This is a genomic window from Pseudomonas sp. SWI7 (assembly GCF_006351945.1).
In the GTDB taxonomy this organism is placed as follows: Bacteria; Pseudomonadota; Gammaproteobacteria; order Pseudomonadales; family Pseudomonadaceae; genus Aquipseudomonas; species Aquipseudomonas fulva.
Genome location: NZ_CP040930.1, coordinates 2,053,979 through 2,068,833, shown reverse-complemented (window position 1 = coordinate 2,068,833; position 14,855 = coordinate 2,053,979). Strand labels below are relative to the sequence as shown.

Genomic DNA, 14,855 nt, shown 5'->3' with positions numbered 1-14,855 from the left:
AAACCGATCATGCAAATAGCCAACAAACACTTCATCGTCAGCGGCGCAGCCTCCGGTCTGGGCGCCGCTACCGCGCACATGCTGATCGAGGCAGGCGCTTCGGTCATGCTCGTGGACCTCAACGGCGACGCCGTGCAAGCCAAAGCCCACGAGCTGGGCGAGCGCGCGCGCTTCAGCGTGGCCGACATCAGTGACGAAGCCGCTGCGCAGGCGGCCGTATCGGCGGCACTGGCAGCGTTCGGTAGCCTGCACGGTCTGGTGAACTGCGCAGGCATCGTGGGCGCTGAAAAGGTAGTGGGGAAGCAAGGCCCGCACCGTCTGAGCAGTTTTGCCCACGTCATCAATGTCAACCTGGTGGGCAGCTTCAACCTGCTGAGGTTATGTGCCCAGGCCATGGCCGAGGGAGGGGCGGACGACGCAGGCGAGCGGGGCGTGATCATCAACACGGCCTCCGTCGCGGCCTACGACGGCCAGATCGGGCAATGTGCCTATGCAGCGTCCAAAGGGGCCATTGCCAGCATGACGTTGCCCGCCGCGCGCGAGCTGGCGCGTTACGGTATTCGTGTAATGACAATCGCGCCAGGCATTTTCGAAACGCCGATGATGGCCGGGATGACGCCCGAGGTTCGTGACTCGCTCGCAGCGGGTGTGCCTTTTCCTCCGCGGCTTGGGCGTCCAGAGGAATACGCGGCGCTGGCGCGCCACATCATCGAGAACAGCATGCTCAATGGTGAGGTCATCCGTCTGGACGGTGCCTTGCGCATGGCAGCCAAGTGAGGATTACACCCATGAACACCCGCGAAGATCCCATCGTCATCGTCAGCGCAGTCCGAACCCCGATGGGTGGATTACAAGGCGAGCTTAGCAGTCTCTCTGCCGTGCAGTTGGGCAGCGCGGCCATTGGCGCCGCGATTGAGCGCGCGGGCGTGGAGGCGCACAGCGTCGATCAGGTGCTGTTCGGCTGCGTGTTGCCGGCTGGCCTTGGCCAGGCGCCGGCGCGTCAGGCTGCACTGGGTGCTGGCCTGGGCAAGCACACCACCTGTACCACGCTCAACAAGATGTGTGGGTCCGGCATGCAGGCCGCCATGCTCGCCCATGACCTGCTGGCGGCAGGCACCGCCGACATGGTGGTCGCCGGCGGCATGGAGAGCATGAGCAACGCCCCCTATCTACTGGACAAGGCCCGCGGCGGTTACCGCATGGGCCATGGCAAGGTGATCGATCACATGTTCATGGATGGTCTTGAGGACGCCTATGACAAGGGTCGCTTGATGGGCACGTTTGCCGAGGACTGTGCCCAGGCCAATGGTTTCAGCCGTAAAGACCAGGACGATTTCGCCATCGCATCGCTTACCCGTGCCCAACAGGCCATCCTCAGTGGCCGCTTTGCGGATGAAATCGTGCCGGTAGAGGTGACGCAAGGCAAGCAACGCCGTCTGGTCAAAGACGATGAGCAGCCGCCCAAGGCACGCCTGGACAAGATCGCCCAATTGCGCCCGGCGTTTCGAGACGGCGGTACGGTGACGGCTGCCAACGCCAGCTCCATTTCCGATGGTGCGGCAGCGCTGGTGCTGATGCGTCGCTCCGAGGCGCACAAGCGAGGCCTGAAGCCGATGGCGATCATCCACGGCCATGCGGCCTTCGCCGATGCCCCGGCCCTGTTTCCGACCGCGCCTATTGGGGCCATCGACAAGCTGATCAAGCGTACGGGATGGGCGCTGAGCGATGTCGACCTGTTCGAAATCAACGAAGCGTTCGCGGTTGTGACCCTGGCAGCCATGAAGCATCTGGACCTGCCCTACGATAAGGTCAACATTCATGGCGGCGCTTGCGCTTTGGGCCACCCGATCGGCGCCTCAGGGGCGCGCATTCTGGTCACCCTGTTGCATGCCCTGCGCCAGAACAACCTGCGTCGCGGGGTGGCGGCCATCTGCATTGGCGGTGGTGAAGCCACGGCCATGGCTGTCGAATGCCTGGAGTGAGGTGAACCATGCTGGTCAACGAGGAACAACAACAAATCGCCGATGCTGTGCGCAGCTTTGCACAGGAACGGTTGAGACCGTTTGCCGAACAATGGGACAAGGACCATCGGTTTCCGCGCGAAGCCATCGAGGAAATGGCAGCGCTCGGCTTGTTCGGCATGCTGGTGCCTGAGCAGTGGGGCGGCAGCGACACCGGTTATGTGGCCTATGCCATGGCCTTGGAGGAGATCGCTGCCGGCGATGGTGCGTGCTCGACCATCATGAGCGTGCACAACTCGGTAGGGTGTGTGCCTATTCTGCGTTTTGGCTCGGAGCAGCAAAAGCGCGAGTACCTGACGCTGCTGGCAACCGGCGCCATGCTTGGGGCGTTCGCCCTGACAGAGCCTCAGGCAGGCTCCGATGCCAGCAGCCTGAAAACCCGTGCGCGCCGCGAGGGCGACGACTACGTGCTCAGTGGCAGCAAACAGTTCATCACCTCCGGCCAGAATGCCGGGGTGGTGATCGTGTTCGCCGTGACGGATCCGCAGGCAGGCAAGCGCGGCATCAGCGCGTTCATCGTGCCGACCGACGCACCGGGGTATCAGGTGGCCCGCGTCGAGGACAAGCTCGGCCAGCATGCGTCCGACACCTGTCAGATCGTGTTCGAGAACGTGCGCGTGCCTGTGGCCAACCGACTGGGTGAGGAGGGTGAAGGCTACAAGATTGCCTTGGCCAATCTCGAGGGCGGACGCATCGGCATCGCGGCGCAGTCCGTAGGCATGGCGCGCGCCGCGTTCGAAGTGGCCCGTGACTATGCCAAGGAGCGGCAGAGTTTCGGCAAACCGCTGATCGAGCATCAGGCCGTGGCTTTCCGGTTGGCGGACATGGCAACCCAGGTCGCCGTCGCCCGGCAGATGGTGTTGCACGCTGCCGCCTTGCGCGATGCGGGGCAGCCTGCGCTGATGGAAGCGTCCATGGCCAAGCTCTTTGCCTCGGAAATGGCCGAGAAGGTTTGCTCACATGCCTTGCAGACCCTGGGCGGTTATGGCTATCTGAGCGACTTCCCGCTGGAGCGCATCTATCGTGACGTGCGGGTTTGCCAGATTTACGAAGGCACCAGCGATATTCAGCGCATGGTCATTGCGCGCAATCTTTGAAGGAGCAGACCACATGGCATTCGAAACCATCCTGTTGGACATTCATGGCAAGGTTGGCCTGATCACGCTCAATCGCCCGCAGGCGCTCAACGCCTTGAACGCGCAGATCGTCAGCGAACTGAACCAGGCCTTGGATCAGCTTGAGCGCGACCCTGGCATTGGCTGCGTGGTGCTCACAGGTTCGGCGAAGGCGTTTGCAGCTGGCGCTGACATCAAGGAAATGGCTGAGCTCAAATACCCGCAAATCTACGTGGACGACCTGTTCAGCGATGCCGACCGCATTGCCAATCGGCGCAAGCCGATCATTGCCGCAGTGTCGGGGTTTGCGCTGGGCGGTGGTTGTGAACTGGCGATGATGTGCGACTTCATTCTGGCGGGTGACAATGCCAAGTTCGGTCAGCCGGAAATCAACCTGGGGGTGTTGCCGGGCATGGGTGGAACGCAGCGCTTGACCCGTGCGGTGGGTAAGGCCAAAGCCATGGAGTTGTGCCTGACCGGTCGCCTGATGGGTGCTGAGGAAGCGGAGCGCTCAGGGCTGGTGGCGCGTGTCGTGCCGCAGGACGAGCTGTTGCAGGAGGCGCTGAACGTGGCCGCCACCATCGCTGCCAAGTCCATTCCGGTGAGCATGATGGTCAAGGAGAGCGTCAACCGCGCGTTCGAGGTCACGCTCAGCGAAGGTGTGCGGTTCGAGCGGCGAGTGTTTCATGCGGCGTTCTCGACCGAAGATCAGAAAGAGGGCATGGCCGCGTTCATTGCCAAGCGTGAAGCGCAGTTCAAGGATCGTTGACAGGGGGCGTTTTGCAGTGATTTGCACGGTGGTTCAAGGATGAAGAGGCGTCGCGCTCAGGGTGATGCCGGTGCGATAGTGTGGGTGGTCCTGTTTGTTGCTGCGCTTGGCCTGTGGGCGTCTCGCTACCCCAGCATGATCGAGCGCAGGGTTGAAGCGCGCAAGGCGCAGCAACAGGCGGTCCAGCCTGAGCGGCGGGTCTCCGAGACGACCGTTGAGATCATGTTGCCGGACGGGCGGCGTCTGCGGCAGCTGGAATCGGAGGCATTGACCAAATAGCCTAAGTGGTTTGCAATCCTTGATGCTGATGCTGATGCTGATGCTGATGCTGCCATTGCCGTTGCCGTTGCCGTTGCCGTTGCCGTTGCCGTTGCTCTTGCTTCTAAGCGCGCGATAGTCCAGGCGCCACAGATCGCGACTTCAGGAGGCCGAGCGCAGGGCTTGCGGAGGGAGGTGACGGGCATGGATGCCCGTCAAGCGCTGGGCCCCAGGATGGGGCCTGCAGCGCGGTCCTCCCGGGAGCAAGCCCGGAGCGAGGGAACCCCGGAGCGTAGCGTAGGGGCCGGATGATAGGAGCAGGCGGTTTTTGCTTACTTTTTGACAAGACAAAAAGTGAGCCGCCGTAAGGGCGGAAGGGTGACTGTGCGCCACCCGCGCCAATGAAGACCAACTCAATATATGCGCCAACGCTTTGAGGTTTGAGGTTTGAGGTTGGAAGTTGGAAGTTTGATTGGGTTTGTGTGGGTATTTGTGGGTATTGATAGAGAGCATAGTCCATTTGCGATGGCGACGCTTAATCACCTTTTCGCCCTTACGGCGAGTTACTTTTTGTCAAACGCCACAAAAAGTAACCAAAAAAGGCTGCGCTCCATTCATACGGCCCCTACGCTGCGCTTCGGGGTTCCCTCACTTCGGTCTTGCTCCCGGGAGGACCGCGCTGCAGGCCCCATCCTGGGGCCCAGCGCTTGACAGGCATCCATGCCTGTCACCTCCCTCCGCAAGACCTGCGTTCGGCCTTCTGAAGTCGCGAAGATCAAAAGCAAAAGCAAGAGCAAGAGCAAGAGCAAGAGCAAGAGCAAGAGCAAGAGCAAGAGCAAGAGCAAGAGCAAGAGCAAGATCGGGATGGGCGTGTTGATCTTGAATTTGAAGTTTCGTTGCGCTCAGTGGTTGCTGCCTCGTAATTGATTATTACAGTGAGGCTTATAAATGGCATGTATATGAAGCGCCCTTTGTAGGAGCGGGCTTGTCCCGCGATGGAGTGCGAAGCGCTCCCTCATCGCCATCCAGGTAGCACGGCATTATAGTTTCTAAGGTTACCGCTGCCTTGCAGTAAACATGTTCCCGAATCTACCCGCGCTGCTCAAACTCGCGCCTAGGCCTTCAGACGCAAGCACCGGCCGGCGGATTGTAAGCAGCGAATGCCAACGCCACCCCATTTTGCTGTTGCTCAAGGCGACGCTGCGCCTTAGACTGCCGCCCCTTGTTGAAGAGTGCCGACTGGCGCTTGAAAAAATTCCGCTGCCGATGCCTAGGCGTCGGCGGCAAACGAATCGCCTAAATGCACCTATTTTCATAGAGAAATCGATGACCAAGGAACAGTTGCTGGCCATGCCGGCCGATGACTACATGAATGCTGAACAGCTGAGCTTCTTCACTCAGCTGCTACAAGCAATGAAAGTCGAGACCCATGAACGCATCGAGCTGAGCCGTGCCACCATCGAAGGCCTGGATACCCCCTCGGATCCTGCCGATGTAGCATCGGTCGAAGAAGAGCGTAGCTGGCTGGTGAATGCCATCGATCGCGATCAGCGCCTGCTTCCCCAACTGGAGATGGCGCTGGACCGTATCGCCGACGAGAGCTTCGGCTGGTGCGACGACAGCGGTGAACCGATCGGTCTCAAGCGTTTGCTGATCAGCCCAACCACCAAATACTGCATCGAAGCACAAGAGCGCCACGAGCAGCTTGATCGCCATCAGCGTCAGGCCTGAGCCGCTCAGGTTGCCAAGCCCCATGGAGCGATTCGTGGGGCTTTTTGCATTTCAGGCATCAAACCGCAACGCCCGATGCAATTCGCCTGGAGCAGTTGCGCAGTAACCGGCAAGCCTGTTAAAACATGGCGTCTCTCTAGGATTTCACTGTTTTCGGATATCCCGCCGATGATAGTGTGTGAGCCGCCATCAGGCTCCAAGGTCATGCACCCATCCGGAATCGCATTTTCATGGGCATGCAATGTCAGACGTTACGCCGGCAGCGCTTGGGCATGGCCCAAGGGTATGTAAGCGACAACAACGCCGGCCGTTAGAGTAAAAAATCCTGCACGCTGCATCGTCAGCGGGCACAGACATGTCGCCCAGCGTTTTATTAATCTCATTGCCTATCGATTTGAAATGGCCGTGCTTCGCGAGCTCCTGCGAGGGCGGGTTGTAAACGGTTGAGGATTACTTCATTGGCAGTCAGCACTCTTGATACACACGCGTTGTTCGCCCTTGGCGATTTGCGCGGGAAACTGGCCCAGTTGTTCCAGGGTCGATTCGTCTATGTCACCGAGCAAAACCCCGAAGGCCTCTACATGGCCGAGATCGACACGGAAAGTGCGCTGGTGGTCGACGACAAGCAGCGCCTTGAATTGAAAGTCGGCGATCATTTTCGTGCCGCTGTGCTGCCCAGCCGCGAAGGCGGCAAGCTGGAAATGCGCTTTCGCGATATCAAGCTCAATGTGTATGGGATAGGCGACTACGCGTTCGTATCGGTCCCGGAAGGCGAGGGGGTCGTACTGCGTGAAGGCCATGGCGTGATGCTGGTGTTTGCCGCCGAGCAGCAAATTCAGGAAGGGCTCGGCAAGCTATTGAAAGCCGTAACCGGCAAGGTTGCTAAATGGCGCAAGGGTGAGCTGACGACGTTCAAGGCAAGCGAGTGACGCTGCCAGAACAAGCGCCTGGATCACGGGAACGCTATCACCTTGAGCACCAGGCGCGCGCCATGGCCGAGGCGCAGCGGCTGCTCGCAGCCCGTGAAGCGATGCGCGGGCGATGGTTGGATTGGGTAGCTGCCCAATTGTATACCCAAGGCCCGCCTCATTACGTCGCCATGGTCAGACGCGCACTGCAGCAGTTGAGTGAGCAACCAGGCTAACTGCGGTCAATTGCCACGGTCCAGACCGCTGCTGACCTCCTCGGGTACCGGCTCTTTGGCCTGACGCTTGCGAAACAGCCCGGCGCGCGCCAGTAACAACGTAGTCACGGGCACCGTGATCGACAGCAGCACGGGAATCAGCCACGCGTGCAGCACCAATGACTCTTTCAGCCATGAAAAGTAGATGATCGAGCCAAGCGCGACGCACCAGGCCCCGATGGTCGAGGCCAGCGCTGGGGGGTGCATGCGTTGGAAATAGTCTTTCAGGCGCAGCAGGCCAATTGCACCGATCAGTGCGAAAAGGCTGCCAGCTACCAGCAGTATGGCTGTGATCATTTCAAGCCAGAACGGCAGATTGAGTGCCTCGGTCATTCGATCACCTCACCACGCAGCAGGAACTTGGCCAAGGCGAAGGAGCCAACGAAGCCGAACAATGCAATGAGCAAGGCCCCTTCGAAATAGGTGTCACTGGCATACCTGATGCCCAGTACCAGCATGGTCAGCATTGCCAGAATGTACAGGTAATCCAGGGCCAGAACCCTGTCCTGCGCAGAAGGGCCTCGGAATAGCCGAAGCAGGGTAAGGCACATAGCCAGCGCAAAGATGAACAAGCTGGCGAGAACAGCGTTGGCGAGCAGTCCACTCATTGAAAGATCTCCATCAAGGGACGTTCGTAGACTTCCTTGAAATGCTGGATGAATGCCGCTTCATCATCCAGATCGAATACGTGCAGCAGTAGCACGCTACGGTCCAGGGCCAGTTCCGACCAGATGGTTCCAGGGATCACCGTCGTGATCATGGACAGCGCCGCAAGCCCATGGGGCTCGCGCAGATCCAGGGGAATGTGGACGAAGCCTGAGCGAGGCGGTCGCCTTCCAGCACCCAGAACGCCGCGAGCGACCTGCAGGTTGGACAGGATGACGTCCACCCCAACCCGGCCGATCAGCTTGACGATGACCCAGGGCCGTCGGACGTGGGCATGCTGCGGCCGTAATGGCGCCATCAGCAGCGGAGCCAGTGTCCCCAACACAGCGGCCAGGATGAGGTTACCCGGACTCAGCGAAAGGTTGAGCAACAGCCACAGGCCGAACAGGCATGCCGATAGCAGGGGGGCAGGAAAGAGTCGGCTCATGGCTGCACCTGAACGTCGAGCGAGGTGGGGCCAGGTTTCGGCTGCGCCGCCATGACTGCATCGATATAGGCATCTGGCGCCTGAAGGCTGGCGGCGGTGTCGAGGCTATAACGCAGCAGCGGCTCGGCCTTGAAGCTGAGCAGCATGCACAGGCCCAGCAATATCACGATCGGAAGGCATTCGAAACGCCTGAGCACCGGAGAGGGCCGCTCTTCGGGTTTCCAGAAACGTTGAATGCCGACGCGTCCGAAAGCGATCAGCGATGCCATTCCCGACAAGACCAGCAAGGCCACAAGGCCCCAGCCAGCGGCGCCCAGTGTGTATGGGCTCGGAACCCCCAGACCGTTGGGGTTGAACAGGGCACTGATCAAGTTGAGCTTGGCAACGAAGCCTGAAAGCGGTGGCATGCCGATGATCAGCAGCGCGCAAGCGATGAAGCTCAAGCCCAGAAATGCCATGGTCCATGGAATGACCTGCCCGATGACGGCTTTCTGATTGTCATCGAGGTTGATGCCTTTTGGGGGGTGAAGCGATTCCAGCAAGGCCGGCATGGCGTCTTCTTCCTCGTCCAATGGCAACTCATTGGCAGACCGCGAGCGCTCGATGAGTTCGGCCAGAAGGAACAAGGCGCACAAGGCCAGGGTAGAATTCACCAAGTAGAACAGCGCTGCTCCGGTCAACGCCAATTGTGAGAAGCCCACCGCCCCCAACAAGGTCCCAGCCGATACCAGAATACTCAACGCCGCCATGCGTTCCAGGCGCTGCGCTGCCAGGATCGACACCGCCGCCATGGCCAGGGTCGCCAGGCCTCCGTAAACCAGCCAATCCCCGCCGAAGTGGGCCGATGCCCCCGCTTGCCCGGAGAACAGCAACGTCCATACCCGCAGCACGGCATACAGCCCTACCTTGGTCATGATCGCAAAGAGTGCAGCCACTGGCGCGCTGGCAGACGCATAGGCTGGGACGAGCCAGAAGTTCAAGGGCCAGATGCCTGCTTTGACCAGAAACGCCATGGCGAGGATCGCTGCGCCTGCATGCAGCAAGCCGCGGTCGGCCTCGGGTACGAGCGGAATCTTCAGGGCCAGGTCCGCAAGGCTCAATGTACCCGTCACGCCATACAGCATTGCCGCGCCAATCAGGAACAACGACGACGCGAAAAGGTTGACGGCGATGTAATGCAAGCCGGCCCGCACGCGTGCGCGGCCGGACCCGTGCAGCAGAAGACCGTATGAAGCTGCCAGCAGCACTTCGAAGAACACGAACAGGTTGAACAGGTCTGCCGTCAGGAATGCGCCGTACAGCCCCATCAGCTGGATCTGGAACAGCGCATGAAAACTTGCACCGGCGCCATCCCAGCGTGCCCGTGCGAACAGCAGGGCGCTTAGCCCGATGACGCCGGTCAGGGTCAGCATCAGCGCCGACAGGTGGTCTAATACCAGCACGATGCCGAACGGGGCTGGCCAGTTGCCCGGCAGGTAGACGCCGATCGATTCTGCCTGGCCCTGGGTACGCACCCAGAGCAGCAGGCTGACGGCGATGCCAAGACCGGCGAAGGTCGACAGCAGGTTCAGCCGTGCCTTGATCAATCGATGCTTTTCGCCCAGCAGCAACATGACTGCCGCTGTAATCAACGGCAGCAGGATAGGGGCAACGATCAGTTGGCTCATGCCGCTCATTCCTCACGCTCCCGGCCATCTACGTGGTCGGTGCCGGTCAGGCCGCGCGATGCCAGCAGCACCACGAGGAACAGGGCGGTCATGGCGAAGCTGATGACGATTGCCGTGAGTACCAGGGCCTGTGGCAGCGGATCGGTGTAGTGCAACAGGTCCTGGGTCACGCCTTCCTTGATGATGGGCTCCTTGCCGATGAACAGGCTGCCCATGCTGAAGATGAAAAGGTTGACCCCATAGGAAAGCAGGCACAAGCCCATGATCACCTGATAGGTGCGCGGGCGTAGCACCAACCAGACCCCGGAGGCGGCAAGCACGCCAATGGCCACTGCGATCACTTCTTCCATCAGGCGGCTCCTGCTTTACGGGTCTTGCCTGGACTGGCCGGGCGATAGGCACGTACCGACTGGTGGGCCAGGGCCGTGAGTATCAAAAGGGTCGAGCCGACGACCACGGTGAACACACCGACGTCGAAGAACAATGCGCTTGCCAGATGGATGTCTCCGAGCAGAGGAAGGTGCAGGTGCGCCGTATGGGTGGTCAGGAACGGGTAGCCGAACACGATGGCGCCGCCACCGGTCAAGGTTGCGCAGAGCAGGCCGGTGCCCATCCAGCGCAAGGGCCGCAGGCGCATCTGCGCTTCTACCCACTGGGTGCCTGCGACCATGTATTGCAGGATGAACGCCACCGAAGTCACCAACCCGGCGACGAAGCCGCCGCCTGGCTGATTGTGACCACGCATGAACAGGTACATCGACACCAGCAGCGCGATTGGCAGCAACAGGCGCACCAGTACAGCGGGCACCATCATGAAGCCCAGTGCGGTATCGGCAGCGTGGCGCGGGTTGATCAGGTCGGTGACGACATCTGGTGCCAACTGGCGCTGCTGGGTCGGCAATTGCATGCTTTCCTTGGGTGGGCGGAAGCGACGCAGAAGCGCGAAAACCGTCAACCCCACCGCGACCAGCACGGTGATTTCGCCCAGGGTATCGAAGCCGCGGAAATCCACCAGCATCACATTGACCACATTGGTACCACCACCTTGTGGCAGCGCGCGGCTCAAGTAGAACGATGAGATGTCATTGGGCGTAGGGCGGGTGAGCATGGCGTAGGACAGCACGGCCATCCCTGCGCCAACCAACACCGCCAGTAGCAGGTCGCGCAAGCGACGCACGCGGGCGCGGTCGAACCTGCCGGGCAGAGGCGACACACCTTCGATACGACGTGGAAGCCAACGCAGACCAAGAAGGATCAGGACAGTGGTCACCACTTCGACGACCAACTGGGTCAGGGCCAGATCAGGCGCGGAGAACCACACAAAGGTGATACAGGTCATCAAGCCGCACACACTGACCATGGTCAGGGCCGCCAGACGGTGGTACTTGGCTTGGTACGCCGCACCGATCGCACAGGCAATGGCGATCACCCAGAGTGCGACGAATACCCCTGACCCCGGGATCTTGGGCCGTTCGCCCCAGGTAAGGCCACTGTAAAGCATGGGTGTCAGGCCGGCGAGGAAGGCGGCTACCACCAGCATGAACAGCTGCGCCTGCAGGCGCCGGCTGGTAAGCAGGTGCTCGATGCGCCGCGCCATCAGCATCAGCTGCACCTGGCCGTACTCAAACAGGCGTTTGCCGTCGAATCGGCCCATCACGGGAGGGCAGGGGAAGCGGCCCCGTCGCAGTTGCTTGCGCAACAGCAGGTACAGAACCACGCCGCCACTCATGGCCACAAGGCTCATGATCAAAGGCGCATTCCAGCCGTGCCAGATGGCCAGGCTGTACTCGGGTAGCGTACCCCCTACCACCGGCAGTGCCGCAGCGGCCAGCAACGGGCCTACGGACTGGGCGGGGAAAATGCCGACCACCAGGCATGTCAGCACCAGCAGCTCGACCGGCGCGCGCATCCAGCGCGGGGGTTCGTGTGGCGTATGCGGCAGGTCTTGGGCGGTGGGCCCGAAGAACACATCGACCGTGAAGCGCAGCGCGTAGGCCACGCTGAAAGTGCCGGCCAGGGTGGCGATCACCGGAAGCATGGCTTCGACCCAGGCGCTGGAAGTGATGAACACGGTTTCGGCGAAGAACATTTCCTTGGACAGGAAGCCGTTCATCAGCGGCACCCCCGCCATGGAGGCGCTGGCGACCATGGCCAGGGTGGCTGTGTAGGGAACCAGCCGGACCAGGCCGCTCAGGCGCCGGATGTCACGCGTACCACTTTCGTGGTCGATGATGCCAGCGGCCATGAACAACGACGCCTTGAAGGTTGCATGGTTGAGAATGTGGAAGACCGCCGCGACGGCGGCCAGCGAGCTGTTCAGGCCCAGCAAGAGCGTGATGAGGCCCAGATGGCTGATGGTCGAGTAGGCCAGGAGGCCTTTGAGGTCATTCTGGAACATCGCTGCAAAAGCACCGAGCAGCAGCGTCAGCGCACCAGCACCCCCGACGATCCAGAACCATTCGTCGGTACCCGACAGCACTGGCCACAGGCGCGCCAGCAAAAATACGCCGGCCTTGACCATGGTTGCCGAATGCAAGTACGCCGACACCGGCGTGGGTGCTGCCATGGCATGCGGTAGCCAGAAATGGAAGGGAAATTGCGCGCTTTTGCTCAGGGCGCCGATCAGGATCAGGGGCAACAGCACTGGGTAAAGCGCATGCTGGCGTATGGTGTCACCTGCAGCCAGGACCTTGTCCAGGTCATAGCTGCCCACCACATGGCCGAGCAGCAGCGCCCCCACCAGCAGGCACAAGCCTCCGGCTCCGGTAACCATCAGCGCCATGTAGGCGCCACGGCGCGCGTCGGCCCGATGATGCCAGTAGCCGATCAAGAGGAAGGAGAAGAGGCTGGTGAGCTCCCAGAAAAACACCAGTTGTAAAAGGTTGCCCGACAGCACCAGCCCCAGCATTGCGCCCATGAATGCAAGGAAAAACGCAAAAAATCGCGGCACCGGGTCCTGTGGCGACATGTAGTAGCGCGCGTACAGAGACACCAACGTACCGATGCCCAGCACCAGCAGTGAGAACAGCCAGGCAAAGCCGTCCATGCGCAGAACGAAGTTGAGCCCGAGGCTGGGCAGCCACAGGAATTCTTCACGGATGACACCGCCATGGGCCACCTGTGGATAGAGAAGTGCTACCTGGACGGTGCCGACCAAGGCCACGAGCCCGGCGAGTATGGACTCGGCGTTACGTGCGTTGTGCGGCAGCGCGGCTGCCAGCAAACTGCCCACGAACGGCAGAAGCAATAGCACTATCAAAGACATAGAGTTCTATTCTGAGAGGTTTTCCAAGGATCATACGTGCCGGACGGGTCATCGACCAACACACAACCTGTCGCAGAATCATACAAAAGGGCTGTGACAGGCTGTTTTTTTATAACAGTTTTTTACAAAGGACAGTCGGACCTTTAGAGACCGGTCTTGAGTTGACGTTCATTCTGTGCAAGTTCGGTATCGGCAGGTTCTGGCCTGCGGCGTACTCGCAACTCGCTGATGACCACGGCGATGACGATCAGCAGGCCGCCCAACAGTGCCAATCCCGGCAGGCGTTCTCCCGCTATCCGTCCGACCAGGCCGGCCCAGACTGGCTCACCGGCGTAGATCAGCGTAGCCCGTGTGGGTGATACCGATTTCTGTGCCCAATTCATCGCCACTTGGATCACCGCGCTCATCAGGCCCAAGCCAATCGCACTGCTCAGCAAAAGCCAGGAGAAGTCGGGTACCGATTCCTGGGTAGGCAGCATCATCATGAATGCCAGCACCGAGGCCGTTGCCAGTTGCACCACGGTAACGCGGCGAACGTCAACGCGCCCGGCAAAGCGACTGATCAGAATGATTTCGCCCGCGATGGCGATGGCGCTGACCAGTGTAACCAGCTCGCCTTCGCTCATGTGCAGGCTACCGGCCTGCGGGCCGGCCAGCAGCATCAGCCCAACGAAAGCCAGGCCGATCCCAAGGCTGGGCATCAGGCCCGGGCGCCGGCCCAGTATCAGCCATTGCAGCAGGGGTACGAAGGGCACGTAAAGCGCCGTGATGAACGCCGACTGGCTGCTGCTGATCGTCTGCAGGCCCATGGTTTGCAAGCCGTAGCCCAACATAATCAACACGCCAATCGACAGGCCTGCCTTGAGTTCGACAAGGGTCAACCCTGGCAAGGCGCGCGCCGAGACCATGCCGACGAACAGGGCGGCCGCGGCGAAGCGCAGACCCACGAAGAACATGGGGCCGCTGACGGCCATCACGTTGTGTACCAGCAGGAAGGTACCGCCCCAAAGCATGGTGATGAACACCAGCACCCACTCGGCTTTGCTGAGACGGAACGTAAGGGTGGGGCGTTGCGGGCGTGACTGATTCATGCGGTTGCAGGCTCGTAGGACAGGGCGCACAATCGGCGCAAAGTGGGCAGTATACTGCGCAACAACTAAGGATGAGCAATATAGTGCACAACGACGCTTCGCATCGCGCTTCGGTGCTGCAACACGTGAGCTTGAACGTTCGCAGTCTGCGTAACGCTGCTGGCATCAGCCAGGCAACCTTGGCCGAGCGGTCAGGTGTGAGTCGTCGCATGCTGGTGGCGATTGAGGTGGGCGAAAAAAATGTCAGCCTAACCACGCTCGACCTCATCGCCGAGGCACTCGGGGTGGCGTTCAGTACATTGATCCAGGCGCCTGACCAGCGTAACCCTGGTCGTATCGAAGAGTTGGCCTGGGCGGGTGAACATCCGCAAAGCCGGGCCATCCTGCTGGCAAGCAGCATGGCCCGTCGTGAAGTCGAGCTGTGGGAATGGACGCTGGCGGTCGGCGAGCACTATCGCAGCGAGGCGGATGCCGAAGGCTGGAGCGAGCAGATCTACGTGGTCGAAGGTGTACTGACGCTGATCATCGAGGGTGTCGAGCACCGACTCGAGCAGGGCCGCTTTCACGTATTCGCCAGCAATTGCCGTTACGCCTATCGCAACGATGGCGCGACGGCAGTGAAGTTCGTGCGCAACGTTGTAATCTGAGGGCCGTACTGGCCG

The 14,855-nt window shown here is 60.8% G+C and carries 17 protein-coding genes; 10 read left to right on the top strand and 7 right to left on the bottom strand.

What is annotated here, in order from left to right:
- Positions 1 to 9 precede the first annotated feature (9 nt).
- The 9 genes from FH041_RS09485 to FH041_RS09440 all read left to right on the top strand — a co-directional run bounded on the left by FH041_RS09485 (position 10) and on the right by FH041_RS09440 (position 7,038).
- Positions 10 to 777, top strand: a complete 768-nt coding sequence (locus tag FH041_RS09485; RefSeq protein ID WP_027914983.1) for an SDR family NAD(P)-dependent oxidoreductase — start codon at positions 10 to 12, stop codon at positions 775 to 777.
- 11 nt (positions 778 to 788) lie between these two features.
- Positions 789 to 1,982 (top strand): acetyl-CoA C-acyltransferase, encoded by a 1,194-nt coding sequence (locus FH041_RS09480; RefSeq protein WP_028687300.1) that lies wholly within the window; start codon positions 789 to 791, stop codon positions 1,980 to 1,982.
- Between the two features lie 8 nt (positions 1,983 to 1,990).
- On the top strand, positions 1,991 to 3,118 hold the full coding sequence (locus FH041_RS09475) for an acyl-CoA dehydrogenase (RefSeq protein ID WP_104926046.1): 1,128 nt from the start codon (positions 1,991 to 1,993) through the stop codon (positions 3,116 to 3,118).
- A gap of 13 nt (positions 3,119 to 3,131) precedes the next feature.
- Positions 3,132 to 3,905: an enoyl-CoA hydratase gene (locus FH041_RS09470; RefSeq protein ID WP_027914980.1), complete on the top strand. Its 774-nt coding sequence runs from the start codon at positions 3,132 to 3,134 to the stop codon at positions 3,903 to 3,905.
- Between the two features lie 39 nt (positions 3,906 to 3,944).
- The gene (locus FH041_RS09465) at positions 3,945 to 4,184 is read left to right on the top strand and encodes a hypothetical protein (RefSeq protein ID WP_027914979.1); all 240 of its coding nucleotides are present in this window, start codon (positions 3,945 to 3,947) and stop codon (positions 4,182 to 4,184) included.
- 699 nt (positions 4,185 to 4,883) lie between these two features.
- Positions 4,884 to 5,090, top strand: a complete 207-nt coding sequence (locus FH041_RS22750; protein WP_028687298.1) for a hypothetical protein — start codon at positions 4,884 to 4,886, stop codon at positions 5,088 to 5,090.
- A 399-nt stretch (positions 5,091 to 5,489) separates the two neighbouring features.
- Complete coding sequence (locus FH041_RS09450; RefSeq protein WP_023534004.1) at positions 5,490 to 5,894, top strand: TraR/DksA C4-type zinc finger protein; 405 nt, start codon at positions 5,490 to 5,492, stop codon at positions 5,892 to 5,894.
- A gap of 458 nt (positions 5,895 to 6,352) precedes the next feature.
- Positions 6,353 to 6,823 carry a hypothetical protein gene (locus FH041_RS09445; protein ID WP_028687297.1) on the top strand — a complete coding sequence of 157 codons (471 nt, stop codon included), beginning with the start codon at positions 6,353 to 6,355 and terminating at the stop codon, positions 6,821 to 6,823.
- The gene (locus tag FH041_RS09440) at positions 6,820 to 7,038 is read left to right on the top strand and encodes a hypothetical protein (protein WP_028687296.1); all 219 of its coding nucleotides are present in this window, start codon (positions 6,820 to 6,822) and stop codon (positions 7,036 to 7,038) included. The genes FH041_RS09445 and FH041_RS09440 overlap by 4 nt, the downstream gene beginning before the upstream one ends.
- Positions 7,039 to 7,044: 6 nt before the next feature.
- Here the strand turns inward: FH041_RS09440 and FH041_RS09435 are convergent, their stop codons facing one another.
- The 7 genes from FH041_RS09435 to FH041_RS09405 all read right to left on the bottom strand — a co-directional run bounded on the left by FH041_RS09435 (position 7,045) and on the right by FH041_RS09405 (position 14,193).
- Positions 7,045 to 7,410: a Na+/H+ antiporter subunit G gene (locus FH041_RS09435; protein WP_027915744.1), complete on the bottom strand. Its 366-nt coding sequence runs from the start codon at positions 7,408 to 7,410 to the stop codon at positions 7,045 to 7,047.
- The gene (locus tag FH041_RS09430; protein ID WP_027915743.1) at positions 7,407 to 7,685 is read right to left on the bottom strand and encodes a K+/H+ antiporter subunit F; all 279 of its coding nucleotides are present in this window, start codon (positions 7,683 to 7,685) and stop codon (positions 7,407 to 7,409) included. The genes FH041_RS09435 and FH041_RS09430 overlap by 4 nt, the downstream gene beginning before the upstream one ends.
- Positions 7,682 to 8,170 carry a Na+/H+ antiporter subunit E gene (locus FH041_RS09425; RefSeq protein WP_028687295.1) on the bottom strand — a complete coding sequence of 163 codons (489 nt, stop codon included), beginning with the start codon at positions 8,168 to 8,170 and terminating at the stop codon, positions 7,682 to 7,684. The genes FH041_RS09430 and FH041_RS09425 overlap by 4 nt, the downstream gene beginning before the upstream one ends.
- On the bottom strand, positions 8,167 to 9,846 hold the full coding sequence (locus tag FH041_RS09420) for a monovalent cation/H+ antiporter subunit D (protein WP_028687294.1): 1,680 nt from the start codon (positions 9,844 to 9,846) through the stop codon (positions 8,167 to 8,169). The genes FH041_RS09425 and FH041_RS09420 overlap by 4 nt, the downstream gene beginning before the upstream one ends.
- Positions 9,843 to 10,187 (bottom strand): Na+/H+ antiporter subunit C, encoded by a 345-nt coding sequence (locus tag FH041_RS09415; protein WP_023534014.1) that lies wholly within the window; start codon positions 10,185 to 10,187, stop codon positions 9,843 to 9,845. The genes FH041_RS09420 and FH041_RS09415 overlap by 4 nt, the downstream gene beginning before the upstream one ends.
- A complete protein-coding gene (locus tag FH041_RS09410; protein WP_027915740.1) occupies positions 10,187 to 13,102 on the bottom strand; it encodes a monovalent cation/H+ antiporter subunit A in 2,916 nt (971 codons plus the stop codon). Before FH041_RS09410 ends, FH041_RS09415 begins: the two co-directional genes overlap by 1 nt.
- Positions 13,103 to 13,245: 143 nt before the next feature.
- The gene (locus FH041_RS09405; RefSeq protein WP_028687292.1) at positions 13,246 to 14,193 is read right to left on the bottom strand and encodes a DMT family transporter; all 948 of its coding nucleotides are present in this window, start codon (positions 14,191 to 14,193) and stop codon (positions 13,246 to 13,248) included.
- 83 nt (positions 14,194 to 14,276) lie between these two features.
- Between FH041_RS09405 and FH041_RS09400 the strand changes: the two genes are divergently transcribed.
- A complete protein-coding gene (locus tag FH041_RS09400; RefSeq protein WP_028687291.1) occupies positions 14,277 to 14,840 on the top strand; it encodes a helix-turn-helix domain-containing protein in 564 nt (187 codons plus the stop codon).
- Positions 14,841 to 14,855 lie beyond the last annotated feature (15 nt).